Consider the following 18,105-nt stretch of genomic DNA (forward strand, 5'->3'; position numbering starts at 1 on the left):
CCCGGCGTAACGCTTTCCGCTCAGACCTATTGTGACGGAAAGGCCGGGCCATGCATCCCAATCCCATTTTTCGCGGCGTCGAGGCCGCACGCAGCCTTGAATTTGTGCGGGCGCGCGGTTTTGGGGCGTTCCTCGTGAATGGGGAGCGGGTGCCGATGGTGGCACATGTGCCCTTTACCCTGTCCGAGGATGGGAGCCTTGTGACCGCGCATCTGATGCGCTCCAACCCGATTGCGCGCGCTGCGCGGGACGGGTGCGATGCCGTGCTGACCGTCACTGGGCCGGATGCCTATATCTCTCCCGATTGGTATGGCGTGGATGATCAGGTGCCGACATGGAATTACATCGCCGTGCATCTGGAAGGCCGGTTACAGACCGGCAAGCCTGAGGAAATGCGCCCGGTGCTTGATACGCTTTCCGCGGATTTCGAGGGCCGCATGGCGGGCAAAAAGCCTTGGACCATGGATAAGATGACCCCCGACGTGGCGGAGCGGATGATGCGCATGATCCTGCCCATCACGATGAGGGTGACTGATCTGCGCTCAACCTGGAAATTGGGCCAGAACAAGCCCGAGGCCGTGCGTCTTGCCGCGGCGGACCGGGTGGCGGAGGGGACGGGATCGGAGCTTGACGCTCTGGCCGCATGGATGCGCGATCCGCCCTGACCCCTTGCGCCGGAGCGCCCGGTCCCGGTAGCGTCTCGCCAAACCCAACCGCAAGGATCCGCCATGCAGCTCTACGACAATCCCGCGTCCCCCTATTGCCGCAAGGTGCGCATTCTGTTGCACGAAACTGGCCTGATGGATCAGGTGCACCTGACGACCGTGGCAGGCAATGCTGCTGATCCGGGCACGATGCCCGTGACGGTCAACCCGTTGGGCAAAATTCCGTGCCTTGTTCGGGACACGGGACCAGCGCTTTATGACAGTCGGGTGATCTGTGCCTATCTTGATGATCTGGCGGGGGCGGGGCTTTACGGGACGGGTTCTGCGCGTTGGGATATCCTGACGCTGGAGGCGCTGGCGGACGGAATGCTCGATGCAGCCCTCGCGATCGTCTATGAAGCGCGCATCCGCGATGAGGCGATGCGCCATGAAGGATGGGTCGAAGGCCAGTGGGATAAGATCGCCCGCGCGCTTGATGCGCTGGAAGGGCGCTGGATCGCGTTCCTGTCCGGCCCCATGACGATGGGCCATATCGCGGTCGCCTCAGCGCTTGGCTATCTCGACTTCCGACTTGATGCGCGCGGCTGGCGGGGAAGGCATCCCGCGCTTGCGGAGTGGTTCGCGGCGGTGTCCGAACGGCCCGCGCTTCAGGCGACCCGCCCAGCGTGACGCTGCCGCTGGCGGAATTCATCGCGGTATGGGTGTTTTTTGGGATCAACATCCTGTCGCCCGGCCCGAATGTGCTCAACACCATCGGCACCGCAATGGGATCAGGACGGCGGGCCGGGCTGGCCTGTGCGATTGCCGTGGGGCCCGGTGTGGCGATCTGGAGCCTCGCGACCGTGCTTGGCGTGGCCGCGCTCTTTCGCGTGGTGCCATGGGCGGAGACCCTGCTGACCGGGATTGGCGCGGCGCTGCTGATCTGGTTTGCCACCCGATTTTTCAAGCGGGCTCGGGCGCGCGTGTCCGTCGATGCGACCAAGGGGATGAGCGCACGGCGCGCGTTCCTCGGCTCTCTCGCGATACTTGCGACCAACCCCAAGGCGATGACCACATGGCTGGTGATCCTCAGCGTGTTCCCGGTGGATCGGGCGACACCGGGTGATATGGCGCTGCTGGTCGTTGGCTCGTCTATTCTCGCGGTGACGGGGCATGTGTTTTACGCGCTGATGTTTTCCACAAGGCCAGCGGCGCGGATTTATGCGCGTTGGGCGCCGGTCGTGAATGCGGGCGTGGGTGTGTTTTTCCTGTTTGTCGCGGCAAAACTGATCCGCGATCTTGTCATCGGGGCATGATGCGCCATCTCCCCCTCACATGACCGATACACGCTCCACAGCCAGCGCGCGGGCCGCGCGCCACCTTGAGGATGCCATCGCCGCGATTGATGCGGCGATGGGGCAGGGCTATGCGGCGGCGCACCCGGAATTGGTCGCCGCCATGGTACAGGCCAGCGCGATCGAACATGCGGTGGAAACCGGACGCATCGCATCGCGTGAAACCAATGAGACGCTCCTGAAGCTCAAGCCGCGCCTCTTTGGCTAATCAATAGGCCACGCGCGTGCGCTCTGGTGCCGCGACGGTGCCCGGCAGGTTTTCCCCCGGCAGAATGCGCGCGGCATTGGTGGCAAGGTTCGTCTCGATCCGGCAGGTCGATCCGGGCTGTGCGATGCGGTCGCCTTCGAAATATTCCTGAATGACGATGGTTTCGCGGCCATCGGCAAGGATCACGGAATATTCCAGACCCTGACGCTGCGCGTTGTCCTGATCAAAGGCTTCACCCGCCGCAGCACCCAATGCCGCACCCGCAAGGGAGCCAAGGCCACGGGCCAACTCATTGCCAACACCAGCGCCAACTTCACGGCCCGCCGCGTTGCCAATGATCCCACCGGCAACGGTACCGACCACAGTGCCCGCGCCATTCGCATTGTCATCGCGAATGGTGATTTCGCGCACATCGAGCACGCGGCACCGCTCCACCATGCTTTGCTGACCAACGGAGGAGGCAGACACAACGGATTCGCCGCCAGAGCGGAACGGAGAGCACGCCGACAGGCCAACAAGACATATAAGCGAGGCTGTAACGAGGGGTTTCATCGGTAAGGTCCTGTGTTGATAGCAGATATGTCTGGCTAGAACGGCTCAGATGAGAATAACAGCACCGCGCCGTTACTTTTGCGTGAACTGCCCCCGCGTCATGTGGCGTTTGCGGCCAAAGCCGGGACGCCGCTCCACCGCAAATCCGGCCGATTCCAACGCCCGGCGCACATGCCCGGCGGCCGTATAGGTGGCAAAACTGCCATTCTTGGCCGTGTGACGGCCAATCTCGGCCATCAATTCGGCGCTCCACATATCGGGATTGCGCGCCGGGCTGAACCCGTCCAGAAACCACGCATCGGCGAAATCTTGCCAGTTTGGCAGCGTTTCCTGCGCCAAACCCACCCGGATATCCACATCCACTGGCCCAAGGCGGAACGCGCCTGCGCGGTAGGCGGCACGCAATTCGGCCCGCTCCCGCGCAAGATCGGGCCACGCGGCGAGCGCGCGATCCATCGCCTCCGCCGTCAGCGGATAAGCCTCAAAACTGGTGTAGCGCAACCGCCCCTCACAGCCCAATGTGCGCCACAGGTGTAGCGTCGCACACAGGTTCAGCCCGGTCCCAAAGCCAAGCTCGGCAATATGAAACCCATCGCACAGCCGTGAGGGCAGGTCATTGCCGTCCAGAAACGTGTGCCGCGTTTCCGCCAACCCGTCCTGAAGCGAATAATAAGGATCGTCGAATTGGCGCGACACCGGCACGCCATCCGCCCGCCAGTCAAGATCGGGATTTTGCATCTTGCCCTGCCTTCCGCTACATCTGCCGCGTCATATCGGGGGAGCGGCATCAATGGCAAGACAAGGCGCGGACCTTGTGGTGATCGGCGGCGGGGTCATGGGGCTCTGGTCCGCTTGGGCGGCTTTGGAGGCCGGACGCTCGGTTCTGGTGCTCGATAGGGCTGAGCCCGGCGCGGGCGCGTCGGGTGGCATGATCGGTGCCCTTGCCCCCCATCTGCCGGACCGCTGGAACCCTAAGAAGCAATACCAGTTTGAGGCCCTCTGCACCTTGGAAAAGGACATCGCGCAAGTGGATGCAGCATCCGGCCTGACCTCTGGCTATGGCCGCATTGGCAGGCTCCAGCCCCTTACGGGCCGCGCGCTCGATCATACCGAGGAGCGGCTTGCAGGCGCGCGCGCACATTGGGCCGGGATGGCGGAGATGGACTTGCGCCCGGCGGATATGGCCCCCGATTGGGCCGCGCCTGATATGGCAGAAGCTTGGCTGTTCGACACACTCACGGCCCGCGTGGCCCCGCGCCGCCTGATCGCGAGCCTTGCGGCGGCGATTACGGCCCGTGGCGGGCAGATCCGCACCGCATGCACGGTCACGGGCGTGGCCCCCGGTGTCGTTGAGACCACCGATGGCCCGATCAAAGCAGAAACCATCATCCTTGCCGCGGGCGTCCCGGCCTTTGAGTTGATCGCCCCACTGGTGGCGGAGGTGCCGGGCCGGGCTGAGAAGGGGCAGGCGCTGACACTTCCCATCGCGGCCCCTGCGGATATGCCGCTGATCTACGGCAATGGGACGTATGTTTTGCCCCATGCCGATGGCACGATTGCGATTGGGGCGACGAGCGAACGGGTGTTTGACGATTCCTGCGGGACGGACGCACTGCTGGATGCCTCTCTCGATCGCGCGCGCGCCTTGTGCCCATGGATCAGAGGGGTCACCCCATCGCGCCGCTGGGCGGGTCTGCGCCCGCGCGGCAATGGTCGCGATCCGATGCTTGGGTCTGTGCCCGGCGCGCCGGGTGTCTTCGCGATGATGGCAGGGTTCAAGATCAGCTTTGGCATCGCCGCGAAAGCCGCCCGTGACGTGCTGCACGAGGTCGACACAGGCGAGGCCCGCACACCCGAAACCTTCCGCGTCGCGCATCATCTGGGCAAGGGCGACTAGCGCCTCTTTTTTCCGAAAATACCTCCCGCCGGAGGCATCATCGCCGTCAGGCGATATCTTTCACATGCTGATAGCGCAGCTTTGCAATCTCTTCCTGCGCATGAACGCGCACATGCTCCCGCATTGCGTTCTCGATAAAGCCAAGATGCTCTTCGACCGCCGCGCGGGCTTCCGCCGGGTTCCGGTTCATGATCGCGTGATGCATTGTCCGGTGATGGTCGAGCAGCAGATCACGGGTGTCGCGCACGCCAAACAAAAGCCGCCGGTTGTAGAACACGCCTTTCTTCAGCAGATCGAACATGGAGCGCATCATGTGCAGCATCACCACGTTATGCGCGGCCTCCACGATGGCCATGTGGAAATCGGCGTCGAGCCCTGCTTCTTCATCCGGGTTGCGCTTGGAGTGCGCAGCTTCCATCTGTTTGAAAATCTCGTCGATGACCGCGTGATCGGTGGGGGTGGCAAAGCGGGCGGCGCGCTCTGCGGCCATGCCTTCAAGGTCTTTACGGAAGGCAAGATAGTCGAACAGCGCCTCGTCATGGGTGGCAAATAATTCGATCAGCGGTGGGGCGAAGGCGGAGCCCAACACATCCGCCACAAACGCGCCCGCGCCGGGCCGGGTCACCACAAGCCCGCGCTCTTCCAATTCTGCCAAGGCATCGCGCAAGGACGGGCGGGAAGCCCCGAGTTTCGCTGCCAAATCCCGTTCCGCCGGAAGCCGCTCCCCCGGGCGCAGCACGCCGCGCAGGATCAGCGTTTCGATCTGGCGGGTGATCGCATCGGACACCCGTTCGGGCGTGATCTTTTGAAACGGCATGGCGCGGCCCCTCGCTCTAATTGGTAAAAATATATGACCAGCACTGCCAGAGGGCAACAGGTGATATATCCAATCACGGTTTTGACAGGAAAAGGGTTGCGAAAGGGGGGTGCCCCGGCCTAGTGTCGCCACAACTCTTATATAAGACTCAATCGCCTTGGGAGGCCCCATGAACCCGTTTGAAACCGTCCGCGAAGAGGTTGATGTCACACCGGTCGTCGCGGATGAGGTGAAATGTACCACCTGTTACATGTGCGCTTGCCGCTGCGGCATCCGCGTGCACATGAAGAACGGCAAAATCCGTTATATCGACGGCAATCCCGACCATCCGGTGAACAAGGGCGTGCTCTGCGCCAAGGGCTCCGCCGGTCTGATGAACCATTACAGCCAGGCGCGCCTGTCAAAACCGCTCAAGCGCGTGGGGGAGCGGGGCGCTGGCGATTTTGAGGAGATCGAATGGGATGAGGCGCTGGCGCTGGCGTCCGAATGGCTCGGCACGGTGCGCAACACTGACCCGAAGAAGCTCGCGTTCTTCACGGGCCGGGATCAGTCACAAAGCCTGACCGGCTGGTGGGCCGCGCAGTTCGGCACCCCCAATTTCGCGGCCCATGGCGGCTTTTGCTCCGTCAACATGGCGGCAGGGGGGCTCTACACCCTTGGCGGCGCGTTCTGGGAATTCGGAGAGCCGGATTGGGACCGGGCCGAATATTTCCTGATGTTCGGCGTGGCCGAAGATCACGACAGCAACCCGATCAAAGCGGGCCTTGGTCGCCTCAAGACGCGCGGCGCGAAATTCGTGTCCGTGAACCCGGTACGCACCGGGTATTCCGCGATTGCGGACGATTGGGTGCCCGTGCGCCCCGGCACGGACGGTCTATTCATCTTTGCGCTCATTCATGAGTTGCTCAAGGCGGATAAGATCGATTGGGACTATCTGGTGCGCTACACCAACGCGCATTGGCTGGTGATCGACGCGCCGGGCACCGCGAACCACGGCCTGTTCGCGCGCGACGCGGACGGTGAGCCGCTGACTTGGGATCGCAACGATGGGGCTGTTCCGGCGAAGGCCGGGACCTCCCCGATGCTCACCGGGCGGTTCACGCTGGAGGATGGAACCGTGGTGGTGCCCTCCTTTGAGCTGCTGGCGCGGCGGTATCTGTCCACGGATTATGCGCCCGAAGCGGTTGAGAAAACCACCGGTGTCAGTGCGGCGCAAATCAAACGTATCGCCGCCGAACTTGCCGAAGCCGCGTTTGAGAAGGAAATCACCCTCGATGTGGAATGGGAGGATTGGACGGGCAAGAAGCACGACAAAATCACTGGTCGCCCCGTCGCGATGCACGCGATGCGCGGGATTTCGGCCCATTCCAACGGTTTTCACACCTGCCGCGCGATCCATATCCTGCAAGTACTGCTCGGCTCCGTCGATTGTCCGGGGGGCTGGCGTTTCAAGGCACCGTTCCCGAAGCCGATCCCCCCGGGGCCAAAGCCCGCGCAGCCGCCCTTCACCCCCGGTGAGGCGCTCAAGGGGATGCCCATTGGCAACCCGACTGGGCCGGAGGATCTGCTCGTTGATGACAACGGCCAGCCCCTGCGCATCGACAAGGCCTATAGCTGGGAGCATCCCATCGCGGCCCATGGACTGATGCATATGGTGATGCACAACGCGTGGGCCGGTGATCCGTACCCTGTCGATGTGCTCTTTATGTATATGGCGAATATGGGCTGGAACTCCGCGATGAATCCCGGTCAGGCCATGAAATACCTGACGGATAAGAACGCGGATGGCAGCTACAAAATCCCGAAATTCATCTATTCCGACGCGTATTGGTCCGAGACGATCGCCTATGCCGATCTGATCCTGCCCGATACGACCTATCTGGAGCGGTGGGATTGCATCTCCCTCTTGGATCGCCCGATCTCCAGCGCGCATGGCGGGGCGGATGCGATCCGCCAGCCGGTGGTGGAGCCGGATCGGGATGTGCGACCCTTCCAGACTGTTCTGTTGGAGCTTGGCGCGCGGCTTGGCCTGCCGGGCATGACGAATGAGGATGGGTCCAACAAATTCCCCGGCGGTTATGCTGACTACATCGTCAATCATGAGCGCGGCGCAGCACTTGGCCCGCTGGCCGGATGGCGCGGGGAGGATGGTGACCAGCATGGGCGTGGCGCGCCCAACCCCAACCAGCTTCAGAAGTATATCGAGAATGGCGGCTTTTGGCAGGAACATCTGCCGATGGAGGCGCAATTCCTCAAGCATGCCAACGCAAACTATCTGGCGCATGCGCACCGGATGGGGTGGATCCCGTCGGCAGAGCCGATTGTGTTCCAGCTATACTCTGAACATTTGCAAAAATTCCGCCTTGCGGCAGAGGGCCATGGCGACCGCCAACCGCCCGAACAACATCGCAAGCGGGTCCATGACATGTTTGACCCTTTGCCGATCTGGTACACCCCGTTTGAGGAAGAGGGCGCGGACGAGCAGGGCTATCCCTTGCACGCACTGACCCAACGCCCGATGCACATGTATCATTCATGGGGCAGTCAGAACACGTGGCTGCGCCAGATCACAGCGCAAAACCGCCTGTTCATGCACCGGGCAAAGGCGGCGGAACTGGGCATCGAGGACGATCAATGGATCTGGATCGACAGCCCCCATGGCCGCGTCAAAGGTCAGGTCAAAACCATGGACGGTGTGAACCGCGACACGGTTTGGACATGGAACGCCATCGGCAAACGCAAGGGCGCATGGGGCCTGTCGGAGGACGCACCGGAATCGAACAAAGGGTTCTTGCTGAACCATGTCATAACCGAATTGCTGCCCCCGAAATCGGATGGGCACCGCTATTCCAACTCTGACCCGATCACGGGGCAGGCGGCGTGGTTTGATCTTCGCGTGAGGATCACGCCCTGTGCGGCCGATGAAATTGAGGCGACCGAGCCGCAATTCCCGCCGCTCAATCATCCCAACATGGCCCCAAGGCCCGGGCGGCATGGCGATGACGTCAAACCGACCGAAAGCCGGGGGCAGGCGACCCCGCAGAAAGACTGGATCGCGAATAAGGATCTGCGCTCATGACCAGCTTGCCGCAAACCACGCAAAAGAAACTGGGCCTTGTGATCGACCTTGATATCTGTGTCGGCTGTCAGGCCTGCACGGTGAATTGCAAGGAATGGAACGAGGGCGGCCATTCCGGCCCCCTGACCGATCTGATGGCCACCGGGCCGGACCCGTCCGGCGTGTGGTTCAACCGCGTGCATACCTTTGAGACGGAGGAGCGCACGGTCCATTTCCCCAAATCCTGCCTCCATTGTGATGATGCGCCCTGCGTCACCGTCTGCCCGACGGGTGCGAGCTATAAGCGGGAGGAGGACGGGATTGTCCTTGTCAATGCGGATACCTGCATCGGCTGTAAGCTTTGCTCTTGGGCCTGTCCCTATGGCGCGCGGGAATATGATGAAGATCAGGGTGTGATGAAGAAATGCACTCTCTGCGTGGATCGTATCTACAACCCGAATTTGCAGGAAGATCAGCGGGTTCCGGCCTGTGTTTCGACCTGCCCGGCAGGCGCGCGGCACTTTGGCGATCTGGGAGACCCGGACAGCGATCTGAGCCGTCTGGTGGCTGAGCGCGGCGGATATGACCTGATGCCTGAGCAGGGCACGAAGCCCGTAAACAAATATCTGCCCCCCCGGCCCAAAACCGTCTCCGAAGCCGAAAAGGCGCTAAAGGCCGTGGGCATGGCCGATGATGGTGTGGGCGACGCGGGCTTTTTTGCCCGCCTTGTGGATCGGGTTTTGACGAAATGACCCAGACGACATTCAATGCAGGGGGAAGCCAGCATGCATCCGGCTAAATCCGTTATCTATTTCACCGTGATGTCGGGGCTGGGCTATGGCCTTGTTATCTGGCTCGGGATCTATGCGCTGACCGATCACAACCTGCCCGGCGGCTGGAACGCGGGGGCGCTGACGCTGGCGCTGGCGCTGGTTGCGTCGGGCCTCATTTCCTCCACGCTGCATCTGGGCCATCCGGAGCGGGCATGGCGCGCTCTCAGCCAATGGCGGACAAGCTGGCTCAGCCGGGAAGGGGTCGCGGCGATCGTGACCTTCATTCCACTTGGTCTGTGGTGGTTGTCATGGATGCTGACGGAGCCTGCAGCGGAGCTAAAGGGCGCGTTGACCGACATGGAGCGCGTTTTCGCGATCCTTGGCATGATCGGGGCATTGGTGACGGTGTTCACGACCTCCATGATCTATGCCTCTCTTAAGGCGGTGCCGAGTTGGCACACGATCTGGACGCCGTTGGCCTATCTCATCCTCGCACTTTACACGGGGCTTTTGGGCTTTATGGCCATACTTGGGCTTGCGGGCGGCAATCCGGGTGTGATCGCGGAGTATGGGCTCTATCTGCTGGCCGCCGGGCTGGTGGTGAAGCTCCTGTTCTGGAAGCACACGCGGGCGGGCAGTGGCTCCACCACGTCCAGTGCCACGGGGATCGAAGGCGATGTACGGCTTCTTGAAGGGCCACATACGCAGGCCAATTACCTGCTGCGCGAAATGGGGTTCACCATCGCGCGCAAACATGCCGATAAGCTGCGCGTGGGTGTGTTTCTGTTCGCCTTTGGCGTGCCGTTCCTGACGCTGGCCGCGCTCAGCTATGACGCGGCGGGATGGGTCGCGGTGGCGGGCTTTGCCGCGCTGATGGTTGGTGTGTTCATGGAACGCTGGCTGTTCTTCGCAGAGGCGCGCCATGTGGTGACGCTCTATTACGGTGCGCGCGCGGCGTAAGGTAGAGATGGTTGCGCCCTCCCGCAGGCGGAGGGCGCTCATCGCTTGAGGCTGGTCCCCCAGTTACTTGGCACCCGCAGCCAGGGTGGCGAGTTTCGCCCATGCAATCTCAGGGTCCACCGCGCCAAAACCCGCGAATGTGCCGAAACCACAATCGGACCCCGCGATCACGCGATCTTCGCCCACGATATTCACGAATTTCTCAATCCGCTCTTTCACCAGCGCGGGATGCTCCACGAAATTCGTGGTGGAATCGATCACGCCGGGCACCAGCACCTTATCCTCCGGGATTTCAGAGGCGCGGTCGCGGAACACGGTCCATTCATGGGCGTGGCGCGGATTGGACGTTTCAAACAGGACATAGCGCGCGCGGGTGTGCATCAGGGTGGAGAACACCTTGTCCATGTCGATATCGCAGGTATGCGGCCCCTCGTAATTGCCCCAGCAGATATGCACGCGCACCTTGGCCGGATCGACGTCTGACAGGGCATAGTTCAGCGCCTCGACATGCATATTCGCCACCTTGAGGAACTCGTCGTCCGTAAGGTCCGTAAACAGCATGTGCCGCGACAGGGCGAGGTCGGGGCAATCGAGCTGCAAATCAAGGCCAGCGCCCACAATCGTCTCATATTCGGCCTTCATCGCATCCGCGAGCGCGGCGAGATAGGCTTCGCGGTTAGGATAATGGTCGTTTTGCAGAAAGAGGGAGATCACGCCGGGGGAGGCCGCGTTCATGAACCCGCGCTCCGCCCCATGTTTGGCCATTGCGGATTTGAGGTTGTCGACATCCTTGAGCAACTCGTCCTGCCCCTTGGATTTGACCTCTCCCGTGCACATGGGCCGGGCATAGGTCGGCGTGCCGCCATCATCGGCGAGCCGTTGCAGAAAGCTCGGGAATTGTTTGAGGTCAGCGGGCGCGTTGCGCGGGCTGTCGCCGGAAAACCCGGTATAGCGATCCTTCACATAGGTCGCGTAGGAGATTTTGGAGGTTTCGCCGTCGCTCACAATGTCGATGCCGGCCTCGACCTGTTTGCGCACCACATAATCCACCCCTTCGGTCATCGCGGCGTCAAAGGCGGATTGATCGAAGGTTTCGCCCTTTTCACGGGCGAAGATGAAATCGACGATTTTCTGGCTGCGCGGCAGGGAGCCAACATGGGTTGTTTTGACGGTCATGGGTTACTCCACGTTAAGGGCGATTTTGCCCGTGAATGATTTGGCCGCAAAGGCCGCTTGTGCCTCCGCGATTTGGGAAAGGGGAAATGTGGCGGCGAGCAGCGGCTTGATCCGGCCCGCCTCAATCACCTTCACGAGATTTGCAAACACGCCCGGATCAAGGGCGGTGCAGCCAAAGAGGCTGATATCCTTTAGGTAAAGGGGCCGCAGATCGAGCCTGACCACTGGGCCTGCAACCGCGCCCGCGACCGCGATCCGCCCGCCACGCGACAGGCAATCGACAAGCACGGACCAGTCTGGCCCGCCGACAAGGTCGACCGCCACGTTCACGCTGCCGGGGGTGATCTGTGTCGCTAAGGGGACGTTTCGGTCCACCACATGGTCCGCTCCAATGGCGCGCAAATCGGCCGCCCTTTCAGGGGTGGACACGGCTGTCACCTGCGCGCCGCGCGCCTTGGCCAGTTGGATCGCGGCTGAGCCGACCCCGCCGGAGGCTCCGGTCACAAGCACATGATCCGTTGCCGTGACCTGCGCGCGGGTAAGCATGTTCTCCGCCGTGGAATAGGAGCAGGGAAAGGTCGCTAGCTCTGCATCGGTCAGATCGCTCGTGACGCGATGCGCATGGACGGAGGCGATGCGTGTGTATTGCGCGAACGTTCCCCAGCAATCGGACCCGAGAAACCATGGATCGTCGCGCATCGCCCCGTTGACATGGTAGAGGCAAGTCTCCAGCAGCACCCGCTCCCCGATGCGGGCCGGGTCCACACCAGCGCCCACCCCGACGATCCGGCCGCAGCCGTCGATCCCCTGCACATGCGGGAAGGGGATGGGGGTGCCCCCCCAACCCGCATCCTCCTCAGACCCGGTGCGCGAATACCAGCCCACCCGCGTGTTGATATCGGTGTTGTTGACCGCCGCTGCCGCGATCCGCACTACCACATCGCCCGGGCCGGGCTGCGGCACGGGCAGATCGCGGCGCCATTCAAGGCAGTCCGGCCCGCCATGCCCCGTCAGCACAACGCCCGACATATAGGCGGGCAGGATGGTCATGCAGCACTTGGCCCATTGAGCGTACGGCCCGCCGGATCATCGGTGGAGCGAACCCGGTACATCGCGCAATCGCCTGTCATCGCGGGCGTCACGCTATGCGACAGGCCCGGTGGGACGGCGCAAGTATCCCCGGGGGCAAGGGCTGTGGTGCCGCCCTCCCATGTCACGCGCCAATGCCCTTTCTGCACCATCAACACCTCGTGCTGATCAAGGGTGTAGGGCGCCGGATCAATGGAATGGCAGGTGATGAAATCCACATCAAAACCGGGGCGGTCTTTCAAGAGCGCATCCGGCCCGATCACCCGCGCGGGCTGACGATCCGACAGCGCCACGAGGTCATAGAACCGTGCGACATAATTCGGGACGACATCCTGCGTTGTCGGCTCTGGAAATGCCTTGAGCGCCTCATCAGACAGCACCGGCATCGGGCCGATGCCATCGGGGAGGGATTGCCCTTTCTTTGTGTCGTAGAGTTTGCCGTTCTCGCCCAAGACCAGCCCGTGATCGGCCGCATCTTCGATGACTTGCGGTGCCCAGATCACGCCGCCGCCCGCGTCATCGCCACCAAGGATTGCCATGATCATCCCGTAATCAGTGCCGATATTCTCAAACCCCCGGAAAATGCCGGTGGGGATGTTGAAGATGTCGCCTTCCTCCAGCACCACTTCGCCCGCATTGCCCCAGCGGCCCCAGAAGAACCGCCAGCGCCCGGACAGCACGAAAAACACTTCGGCCGTGCGGTGCGAATGGAGCGAGTTGCGGCAGCGTGGCGGCTGCCCAGCGGCCCCGATATTGAAGCCCGGCGTATCGGTGATGTGGACATGCTGATCGGCACTTTCCGACACGCCGCCGCCGATGATCGTGAAGTTTTCCTTCTGATCCGAGCCGGGTGTGTGCGCGTCGATAAAGGCGGTCTTACAAGGGCGCAGATCGCCATAACGGACGATGCGCGCCTCCATCTCGGCTTGTGTTAATGTTGCTGTCTGGTCCAGTCCCATGATCGTGTCTTTCCCCAGTATGTGCCCGTTTCGCGGGCTTGATGTGTTTCAGCCTTGGGCCAGCAGGATCTGCTTCCACACGGCGGTTTCGTCGAAAAGCGTGTATTCCCGGCGCAGGCCCCATGGCCCCCATTCGGCATGGCTGATGCCCATGATATGCGCCTCCATCCCCGTGGGCGTGCCAAAGCCGCCCCAGCCGGAATGGGTGCCCGTGAGGCTCCACCGGATCGCGGAGCGGGGGGCAAAGCCGTCATCCATGCGCCCGATCTGGTGGTGGATCTCGAATGTGGCATTCGGGAAGGCCGCGCGAAGCGGCATCCAGAATTGATCGGCATCCGACCTGCCATGACCCGTCACATGGCCGGGGTATTCCAGATGGGCCGCCCGGTCATATTCGGTGCCGATGGCGGCCATATCCGCATTCATGATCCGGGTCAGCAGATCGGCATGGCGCTGGCCTAGCTCATGGTCATTGCCGCGCCCCTGATAGGGGCCTTTGACGTCGTTGGCGGGGGTGCAGGGGCGCACCGCGTGTTCCGGCCCGCCTTCACGCGCGATCAAGTCGGCGGCATAATCGCGCGGCTCCCAACCCAGTTGGCGCACGATGGCGGATTGATCCCGGATCAGCCATTCGTCGTCGATCGTTTGGCCAACGGCATGACAATCGGCAAGAATGCGGTATTCAAGCCGCTTTCCGGTTGCCTTGCCATAGACACCATCCCGCGCATGGGTCGCGGTGGAGATGATGCGGTGCGAACTGAGCGCGCCCTTCTCCGGGTTCTCCCCATCATCGGCGGACCAGATCACATCTTCCCCCAAAAGCTGGCGGTCGGGGAATTCGGCCAGTGTCGCCATCGTGGCCCCGATCACCGCCTGATTGCCAACCACGACTGACGCGGGTGAGCGCACGATCAGGTCCGGTGCGTAATAGTCATGAAGGGTCGCGATCCCGCGATCCTCCCAAATCTCTTTCGTGATGCCGAGGATATAGTCGGGAAAATCTGTCCACCGATTGCTGTAAGTCATTGTTCTTTATCCAGTTGTCCAGCCGCCATCGACCATCAGGGCCGTGCCGGTCACCATTGCGGATGCGTCGGAGGCAAGGAACGCGACCGCGCCCATGATGTCCTCCACCTCACCGAAACGGTCGAGTTTGATCTTGGAGCGGATCCAGGCGACACGCTCCGGGTTTGAAAAGGTTGTTTCTGTGAGGGGCGTTCGGATGAAGGTCGGGCAGACCGTGTTGATCCGAATGTTATGCGGCCCGAACTCCTGCGCCATGGATTTCACCATGCCCTCCACCGCGTGTTTCGATGCGCAATAGACCGCGCGGTCCACGCCGCCTGTATGGCCCATCTGGCTTGAGATATGGATGATCGAGCCGGTCTTGCCCGCCGCGATCAGTGCTTTTGCCGCCTGCTGGCTAAGGAAGTAGGCTGCACGCACGTTGACGTTCATCACCGCATCAAAATCGGCTTCGGTCGTCTCAGTTGCCGGGGAATGGCGCGCGAGGCCCGCGGAATTGACCACCACGTCGAACGGGGTGGCAAAGGCCGTGGTGAGCGCACCGATATCGGTCATATCAAGGATCAGCCCATCTGCCGTCCAGCCTTCAGCGCGCAATGCGTCCACGGCGGCCTCGACCTCACCTGCGGAGCGGGCGGCGACCGTCACCGCAGCCCCCTGTTCGGCGAGGGCCACGGAGCATCCCAGCCCGATCCCACGCGAGCCACCCGTCACGAGCGCGCGCTTGCCATCAAGGCGGAAGGATGGGGTGCGGGGCAGGGTCAGTGACCGTTCCATTTGAACTCTCCATTCGGTCCAAGGGTGGAGTAGGGATTGTGCGCGACCTCCCAGACATGCCCGTCAGGGTCGCTGAAATAGGCGATATGCCCACCCCAGAACACGTCATGCGGTTCGCGCAGGATCGTCGCCCCGGCGACGCGCGCTTGGTCAGTGATCGCGGCCACATCCTCTTTCGTGGGGACGTTGTGCGATAGGGTCATGCCGCTGAACCCCGGCGTGATCGGCAGGCCCACATCCTTGGCCAAGGCGTCACGGGGATAGAGGCCAATGGCCTGACCGATCAGGTCAAAGGCGACGATCCCGTCCTCCGTGCTGACGACCTGCCAGCCGAGGGATTCGTAGAACGCGCGCCCCCGCGCCAAATCATCTGTGCCAAGGGTTATCAGGCTTACGCGTTGGTCCATTTACAGCGCCTTTCCGGTATCAGGATCAAACCCTGCGCGTGCCTTGTTGAAATCGCGCAGGCGGCGGAACACGTCCACACCGATCTGATCATACATATCCAGAAGGTCCACCATCACCCAGTTTTCGCGGATTTTTCCGTTTTCCAAGCGCCAGAAATCGAGGCTGCGCATGGTGATTTTCTTGTTCACCGGCGGAATACCGAGCCAGCCGTCATGGGTGATGGATTGGATCATGTCGGGCCAGCCTGTGACGGCGGCGTAATTGCGATCCCCGAAGAAGTGGTAGGTGATGTCCTCCACATATTGCCCGCGATCCGGCATCCCGGCGAGGAACGGGATCTGGTGCCATTTGCGAAACCCGTCGATGCCGCGCCCGGTGCCGATGCCGCTGGGGCCATACCAGCTCATCCGCTCGTGCCAGTATTTCGGCATCTCCATCACCTCCGGCCCCCCTTGGGACGGGTGGCGTTTCATCGCGGTCAGCATGTCGATGATGTGCTGGCAGGTGATCTGACTTTGCGCTGCATCATGCGGGCCGGGGACCAGCCCGTCGCAGGTGGCAGGGCCAGGCACATGCCATTCGCGGCCCAAGGAGGGTGCCATCGGCCACGCGCCCGCTTGCATCATCAATTCAGGAATATCCCACAACCCCTGAAATTCGACGATTTTGCCATTCTCGAACCGATAGAATTCGTGAAACCGCATCGCCGCCTGATGCTGCGTGGCGGGGATATCGAGGAAAGGGGCTGCGAAGGTGCCGGTATAATACCCGCCGCATCCAACCCAATCCGCCCCTTCGGGCGTGGTGCCAGCCATCACGATATGATCGCGCCGCTCCAGATCGGGGAAGGCTTGCAACAGAGGGGCATAGGCCGCGTCATAGAACGCCTCTGCCCCCCTCATCGTCCCGAAAGGATGGGCCAGTTGGATCAGCGCGTCGGGTGCGAAAATTGCCCCCATCGCGCCGCGCACGCCCCCGTCCGGGAAATCGTATTGCGCCGCGCGATAGGGCGCGATCAGCGCCTTATGCTGGGTGTGCCGGTCGGTCATTCCGCTGCCTTTTGCGGCTCCGCCCCCGTGCCATAGGGGACATTCCGGCCGCCATAGCGGCGCACGCGAATGTTACACTGCTCCGCATGACCGACGAAGCCTTCAAGCATACACAGGCGCGAGCCATACTCACCGATCATGGCAGCGGCCTCATCCGTGGTCACCTTCTGATAGGAATGGGTTTTGAGGAATTTCCCGACCCAAAGGCCACCGGTATAGCGCCCGGCCTTTTTCGTGGGCAGCGTGTGGTTGGTGCCGATCACCTTGTCCCCATTCGCGACATTGGTGCGGGGGCCAAGGAACAGCGCGCCATAGCATGTCATATGCTCAAGGAACCAATCATCCCGGTCGGTCATCACCTGCACATGCTCGGATGCGATATCATCCGCGATCTTGAGCATTTCGTCGTAATCTTCGGCCACGATGACTTCGCCATATTCCTCCCATGACACACGCGCGGTGTCGGCGGTGGGGAGGATTTTGAGGATGCGCTCAATCTCCGCCATCGTTTCTTCCGCGAGTTTGCGGGAGTTGGTCAGCAGGACGCAGGGGGAGTTATAGCCGTGCTCCGCCTGACCCAGAAGATCGGTCGCGCAGAGTTCTGCATCCACCGTGTCATCCGCGATGACCATGGTTTCGGTTGGACCAGCGAACAGGTCGATCCCGACGCGGCCAAACAACTGGCGTTTGGCCTCCGCCACGAACGCGTTGCCGGGGCCGACGATCATGTGCACAGGCTCAATGGTTTCGGTGCCGATGGCCATTGCGCCCACGGCCTGAATGCCGCCCATGACGTAAATCTCATGCGCGCCCCCCAGATGCATCGCCGCGATCACGCCGGGATTAGGTTTGCCCTGAAAGGGTGGGGTCGCGGCCACAATGCGCGGCACCCCGGCGACAGAGGCCGTGGCGACGGACATATGCGCGCTGGCGACCATCGGAAACTTCCCCCCCGGCACATAACAGCCCACGGATTGCACGGGGATGTTCTTGTGCCCAAGGATCACGCCGGGCATCGGCTCCACTTCGATATCGAGCATCGAGTCGCGTTGGGCTTGCGCGAAATTGCGCACCTGCTCTTGTGCAAATTTGATGTCGTGAAGCTCCTGATCGGAAAGCTGGGCGATCAGGTCGTCAATCTCCGCCTGCGACAGCTTGAAAGACGCGGGGGAGTATTTGTCGAACTTCTCGGACAATTCGCGGACGACCGCATCGCCGCGCTCCTCGATATCTTTCAGGAGCGTTTCCACCGTCGCGCGGGTTTTTGCGTCATCCTCAGCGCGTTCGGTCGCGGATTTTGCTGTCTTGAGCCACTCAGCCATGTCTTTTCCTCTTTCGGTATTCGGGCGCGGTTGCG

At 62.1% G+C, this 18,105-nt stretch carries 19 protein-coding genes; 8 read left to right on the forward strand and 11 right to left on the reverse strand.

The genetic code is table 11. The features are described from left to right. Positions 1–50: 50 nt before the first annotated feature. The 4 genes from FHS89_RS03370 to FHS89_RS03385 all read left to right on the forward strand — a co-directional run bounded on the left by FHS89_RS03370 (position 51) and on the right by FHS89_RS03385 (position 2,207). Positions 51–665 carry an FMN-binding negative transcriptional regulator gene (locus FHS89_RS03370; protein WP_184008548.1) on the forward strand — a complete coding sequence of 205 codons (615 nt, stop codon included), beginning with the start codon at positions 51–53 and terminating at the stop codon, positions 663–665. 63 nt (positions 666–728) lie between these two features. Further along, complete coding sequence (locus FHS89_RS03375; RefSeq protein ID WP_184008551.1) at positions 729–1,334, forward strand: glutathione S-transferase; 606 nt, start codon at positions 729–731, stop codon at positions 1,332–1,334. Beyond that, complete coding sequence (locus FHS89_RS03380) at positions 1,331–1,960, forward strand: LysE family transporter (protein WP_184008553.1); 630 nt, start codon at positions 1,331–1,333, stop codon at positions 1,958–1,960. The genes FHS89_RS03375 and FHS89_RS03380 overlap by 4 nt, the downstream gene beginning before the upstream one ends. Before the next feature lie 19 nt (positions 1,961–1,979). After that, positions 1,980–2,207: a hypothetical protein gene (locus FHS89_RS03385; RefSeq protein ID WP_184008555.1), complete on the forward strand. Its 228-nt coding sequence runs from the start codon at positions 1,980–1,982 to the stop codon at positions 2,205–2,207. Here the strand turns inward: FHS89_RS03385 and FHS89_RS03390 are convergent, their stop codons facing one another. Both FHS89_RS03390 and mnmC2 read right to left on the reverse strand, forming a co-directional pair. Next, on the reverse strand, positions 2,208–2,759 hold the full coding sequence (locus tag FHS89_RS03390) for a hypothetical protein (protein WP_184008557.1): 552 nt from the start codon (positions 2,757–2,759) through the stop codon (positions 2,208–2,210). It abuts the gene before it with no gap. Between the two features lie 72 nt (positions 2,760–2,831). Then, on the reverse strand, positions 2,832–3,497 hold the full coding sequence (mnmC2, locus tag FHS89_RS03395; protein WP_184008559.1) for a tRNA (5-methylaminomethyl-2-thiouridine)(34)-methyltransferase MnmC2: 666 nt from the start codon (positions 3,495–3,497) through the stop codon (positions 2,832–2,834). Between the two features lie 52 nt (positions 3,498–3,549). Here mnmC2 and FHS89_RS03400 point away from each other — a divergent pair, with 52 nt between their 5' ends. Further along, positions 3,550–4,656, forward strand: a complete 1,107-nt coding sequence (locus tag FHS89_RS03400; RefSeq protein ID WP_184008561.1) for an NAD(P)/FAD-dependent oxidoreductase — start codon at positions 3,550–3,552, stop codon at positions 4,654–4,656. Positions 4,657–4,702: 46 nt separating this feature from the next. Here the strand turns inward: FHS89_RS03400 and FHS89_RS03405 are convergent, their stop codons facing one another. Beyond that, the gene (locus FHS89_RS03405) at positions 4,703–5,473 is read right to left on the reverse strand and encodes an FCD domain-containing protein (protein ID WP_184008563.1); all 771 of its coding nucleotides are present in this window, start codon (positions 5,471–5,473) and stop codon (positions 4,703–4,705) included. A gap of 169 nt (positions 5,474–5,642) precedes the next feature. Here FHS89_RS03405 and FHS89_RS03410 point away from each other — a divergent pair, with 169 nt between their 5' ends. From FHS89_RS03410 to FHS89_RS03420, 3 genes are read left to right on the forward strand one after another with little or no spacing between them, the layout of a single operon-like run. Further along, the gene (locus tag FHS89_RS03410; RefSeq protein ID WP_184008565.1) at positions 5,643–8,552 is read left to right on the forward strand and encodes a molybdopterin oxidoreductase family protein; all 2,910 of its coding nucleotides are present in this window, start codon (positions 5,643–5,645) and stop codon (positions 8,550–8,552) included. Beyond that, complete coding sequence (locus FHS89_RS03415) at positions 8,549–9,283, forward strand: 4Fe-4S dicluster domain-containing protein (RefSeq protein WP_184008567.1); 735 nt, start codon at positions 8,549–8,551, stop codon at positions 9,281–9,283. The genes FHS89_RS03410 and FHS89_RS03415 overlap by 4 nt, the downstream gene beginning before the upstream one ends. 33 nt (positions 9,284–9,316) lie before the next feature. Next, complete coding sequence (locus FHS89_RS03420; RefSeq protein WP_184008569.1) at positions 9,317–10,264, forward strand: dimethyl sulfoxide reductase anchor subunit family protein; 948 nt, start codon at positions 9,317–9,319, stop codon at positions 10,262–10,264. A gap of 63 nt (positions 10,265–10,327) precedes the next feature. On the opposite strand, the gene FHS89_RS03425 is transcribed toward FHS89_RS03420, so the two are convergent. The 8 genes from FHS89_RS03425 to hisD are packed head-to-tail and all read right to left on the reverse strand — an operon-like array spanning position 10,328 to position 18,070. Then, positions 10,328–11,440: a cobalamin-independent methionine synthase II family protein gene (locus tag FHS89_RS03425; RefSeq protein WP_184008571.1), complete on the reverse strand. Its 1,113-nt coding sequence runs from the start codon at positions 11,438–11,440 to the stop codon at positions 10,328–10,330. 3 nt (positions 11,441–11,443) lie between these two features. After that, positions 11,444–12,490: a zinc-binding dehydrogenase gene (locus FHS89_RS03430; RefSeq protein ID WP_184008573.1), complete on the reverse strand. Its 1,047-nt coding sequence runs from the start codon at positions 12,488–12,490 to the stop codon at positions 11,444–11,446. Then, positions 12,487–13,488, reverse strand: a complete 1,002-nt coding sequence (locus FHS89_RS03435; RefSeq protein WP_246413570.1) for a cupin domain-containing protein — start codon at positions 13,486–13,488, stop codon at positions 12,487–12,489. Before FHS89_RS03435 ends, FHS89_RS03430 begins: the two co-directional genes overlap by 4 nt. Before the next feature lie 48 nt (positions 13,489–13,536). Further along, entirely contained in the window at positions 13,537–14,514 is a 978-nt protein-coding gene (locus FHS89_RS03440) for a nuclear transport factor 2 family protein (RefSeq protein ID WP_184008575.1), read from the reverse strand. A 6-nt stretch (positions 14,515–14,520) separates the two neighbouring features. Then, complete coding sequence (locus tag FHS89_RS03445; protein WP_221229243.1) at positions 14,521–15,291, reverse strand: SDR family NAD(P)-dependent oxidoreductase; 771 nt, start codon at positions 15,289–15,291, stop codon at positions 14,521–14,523. Then, on the reverse strand, positions 15,276–15,698 hold the full coding sequence (locus tag FHS89_RS03450; protein ID WP_184008577.1) for a VOC family protein: 423 nt from the start codon (positions 15,696–15,698) through the stop codon (positions 15,276–15,278). Before FHS89_RS03450 ends, FHS89_RS03445 begins: the two co-directional genes overlap by 16 nt. Further along, positions 15,699–16,748, reverse strand: coding sequence for an ester cyclase (locus FHS89_RS03455; protein WP_184008579.1), 1,050 nt, complete (start codon positions 16,746–16,748; stop codon positions 15,699–15,701). It abuts the gene before it with no gap. Then, entirely contained in the window at positions 16,745–18,070 is a 1,326-nt protein-coding gene (hisD, locus tag FHS89_RS03460; RefSeq protein ID WP_184008581.1) for a histidinol dehydrogenase, read from the reverse strand. Before hisD ends, FHS89_RS03455 begins: the two co-directional genes overlap by 4 nt. Between the last annotated feature and the right edge of the window lie 35 nt (positions 18,071–18,105).

Origin of the sequence: Rubricella aquisinus (assembly GCF_014199445.1) — a bacterium.
Lineage (GTDB): Bacteria > Pseudomonadota > Alphaproteobacteria > Rhodobacterales > Rhodobacteraceae > Rubricella > Rubricella aquisinus.

Coding starts and splice junctions, on each gene's coding strand:
- FHS89_RS03385 (WP_184008555.1), top strand. CDS start 1,980: ATGACCGATACACGCTCCACAGCCAGCGCGCGGGCCGCGCGCCACCTT.
- FHS89_RS03400 (WP_184008561.1), top strand. CDS start 3,550: ATGGCAAGACAAGGCGCGGACCTTGTGGTGATCGGCGGCGGGGTCATG.
- FHS89_RS03445 (WP_221229243.1), bottom strand. CDS start 15,291: ATGGAACGGTCACTGACCCTGCCCCGCACCCCATCCTTCCGCCTTGAT.
- FHS89_RS03450 (WP_184008577.1), bottom strand. CDS start 15,698: ATGGACCAACGCGTAAGCCTGATAACCCTTGGCACAGATGATTTGGCG.
- FHS89_RS03435 (WP_246413570.1), bottom strand. CDS start 13,488: ATGGGACTGGACCAGACAGCAACATTAACACAAGCCGAGATGGAGGCG.
- FHS89_RS03425 (WP_184008571.1), bottom strand. CDS start 11,440: ATGACCGTCAAAACAACCCATGTTGGCTCCCTGCCGCGCAGCCAGAAA.
- FHS89_RS03390 (WP_184008557.1), bottom strand. CDS start 2,759: ATGAAACCCCTCGTTACAGCCTCGCTTATATGTCTTGTTGGCCTGTCG.
- FHS89_RS03415 (WP_184008567.1), top strand. CDS start 8,549: ATGACCAGCTTGCCGCAAACCACGCAAAAGAAACTGGGCCTTGTGATC.
- FHS89_RS03370 (WP_184008548.1), top strand. CDS start 51: ATGCATCCCAATCCCATTTTTCGCGGCGTCGAGGCCGCACGCAGCCTT.
- FHS89_RS03430 (WP_184008573.1), bottom strand. CDS start 12,490: ATGACCATCCTGCCCGCCTATATGTCGGGCGTTGTGCTGACGGGGCAT.
- FHS89_RS03440 (WP_184008575.1), bottom strand. CDS start 14,514: ATGACTTACAGCAATCGGTGGACAGATTTTCCCGACTATATCCTCGGC.
- FHS89_RS03405 (WP_184008563.1), bottom strand. CDS start 5,473: ATGCCGTTTCAAAAGATCACGCCCGAACGGGTGTCCGATGCGATCACC.
- FHS89_RS03375 (WP_184008551.1), top strand. CDS start 729: ATGCAGCTCTACGACAATCCCGCGTCCCCCTATTGCCGCAAGGTGCGC.
- FHS89_RS03410 (WP_184008565.1), top strand. CDS start 5,643: ATGAACCCGTTTGAAACCGTCCGCGAAGAGGTTGATGTCACACCGGTC.
- mnmC2 (WP_184008559.1), bottom strand. CDS start 3,497: ATGCAAAATCCCGATCTTGACTGGCGGGCGGATGGCGTGCCGGTGTCG.
- hisD (WP_184008581.1), bottom strand. CDS start 18,070: ATGGCTGAGTGGCTCAAGACAGCAAAATCCGCGACCGAACGCGCTGAG.
- FHS89_RS03420 (WP_184008569.1), top strand. CDS start 9,317: ATGCATCCGGCTAAATCCGTTATCTATTTCACCGTGATGTCGGGGCTG.
- FHS89_RS03455 (WP_184008579.1), bottom strand. CDS start 16,748: ATGACCGACCGGCACACCCAGCATAAGGCGCTGATCGCGCCCTATCGC.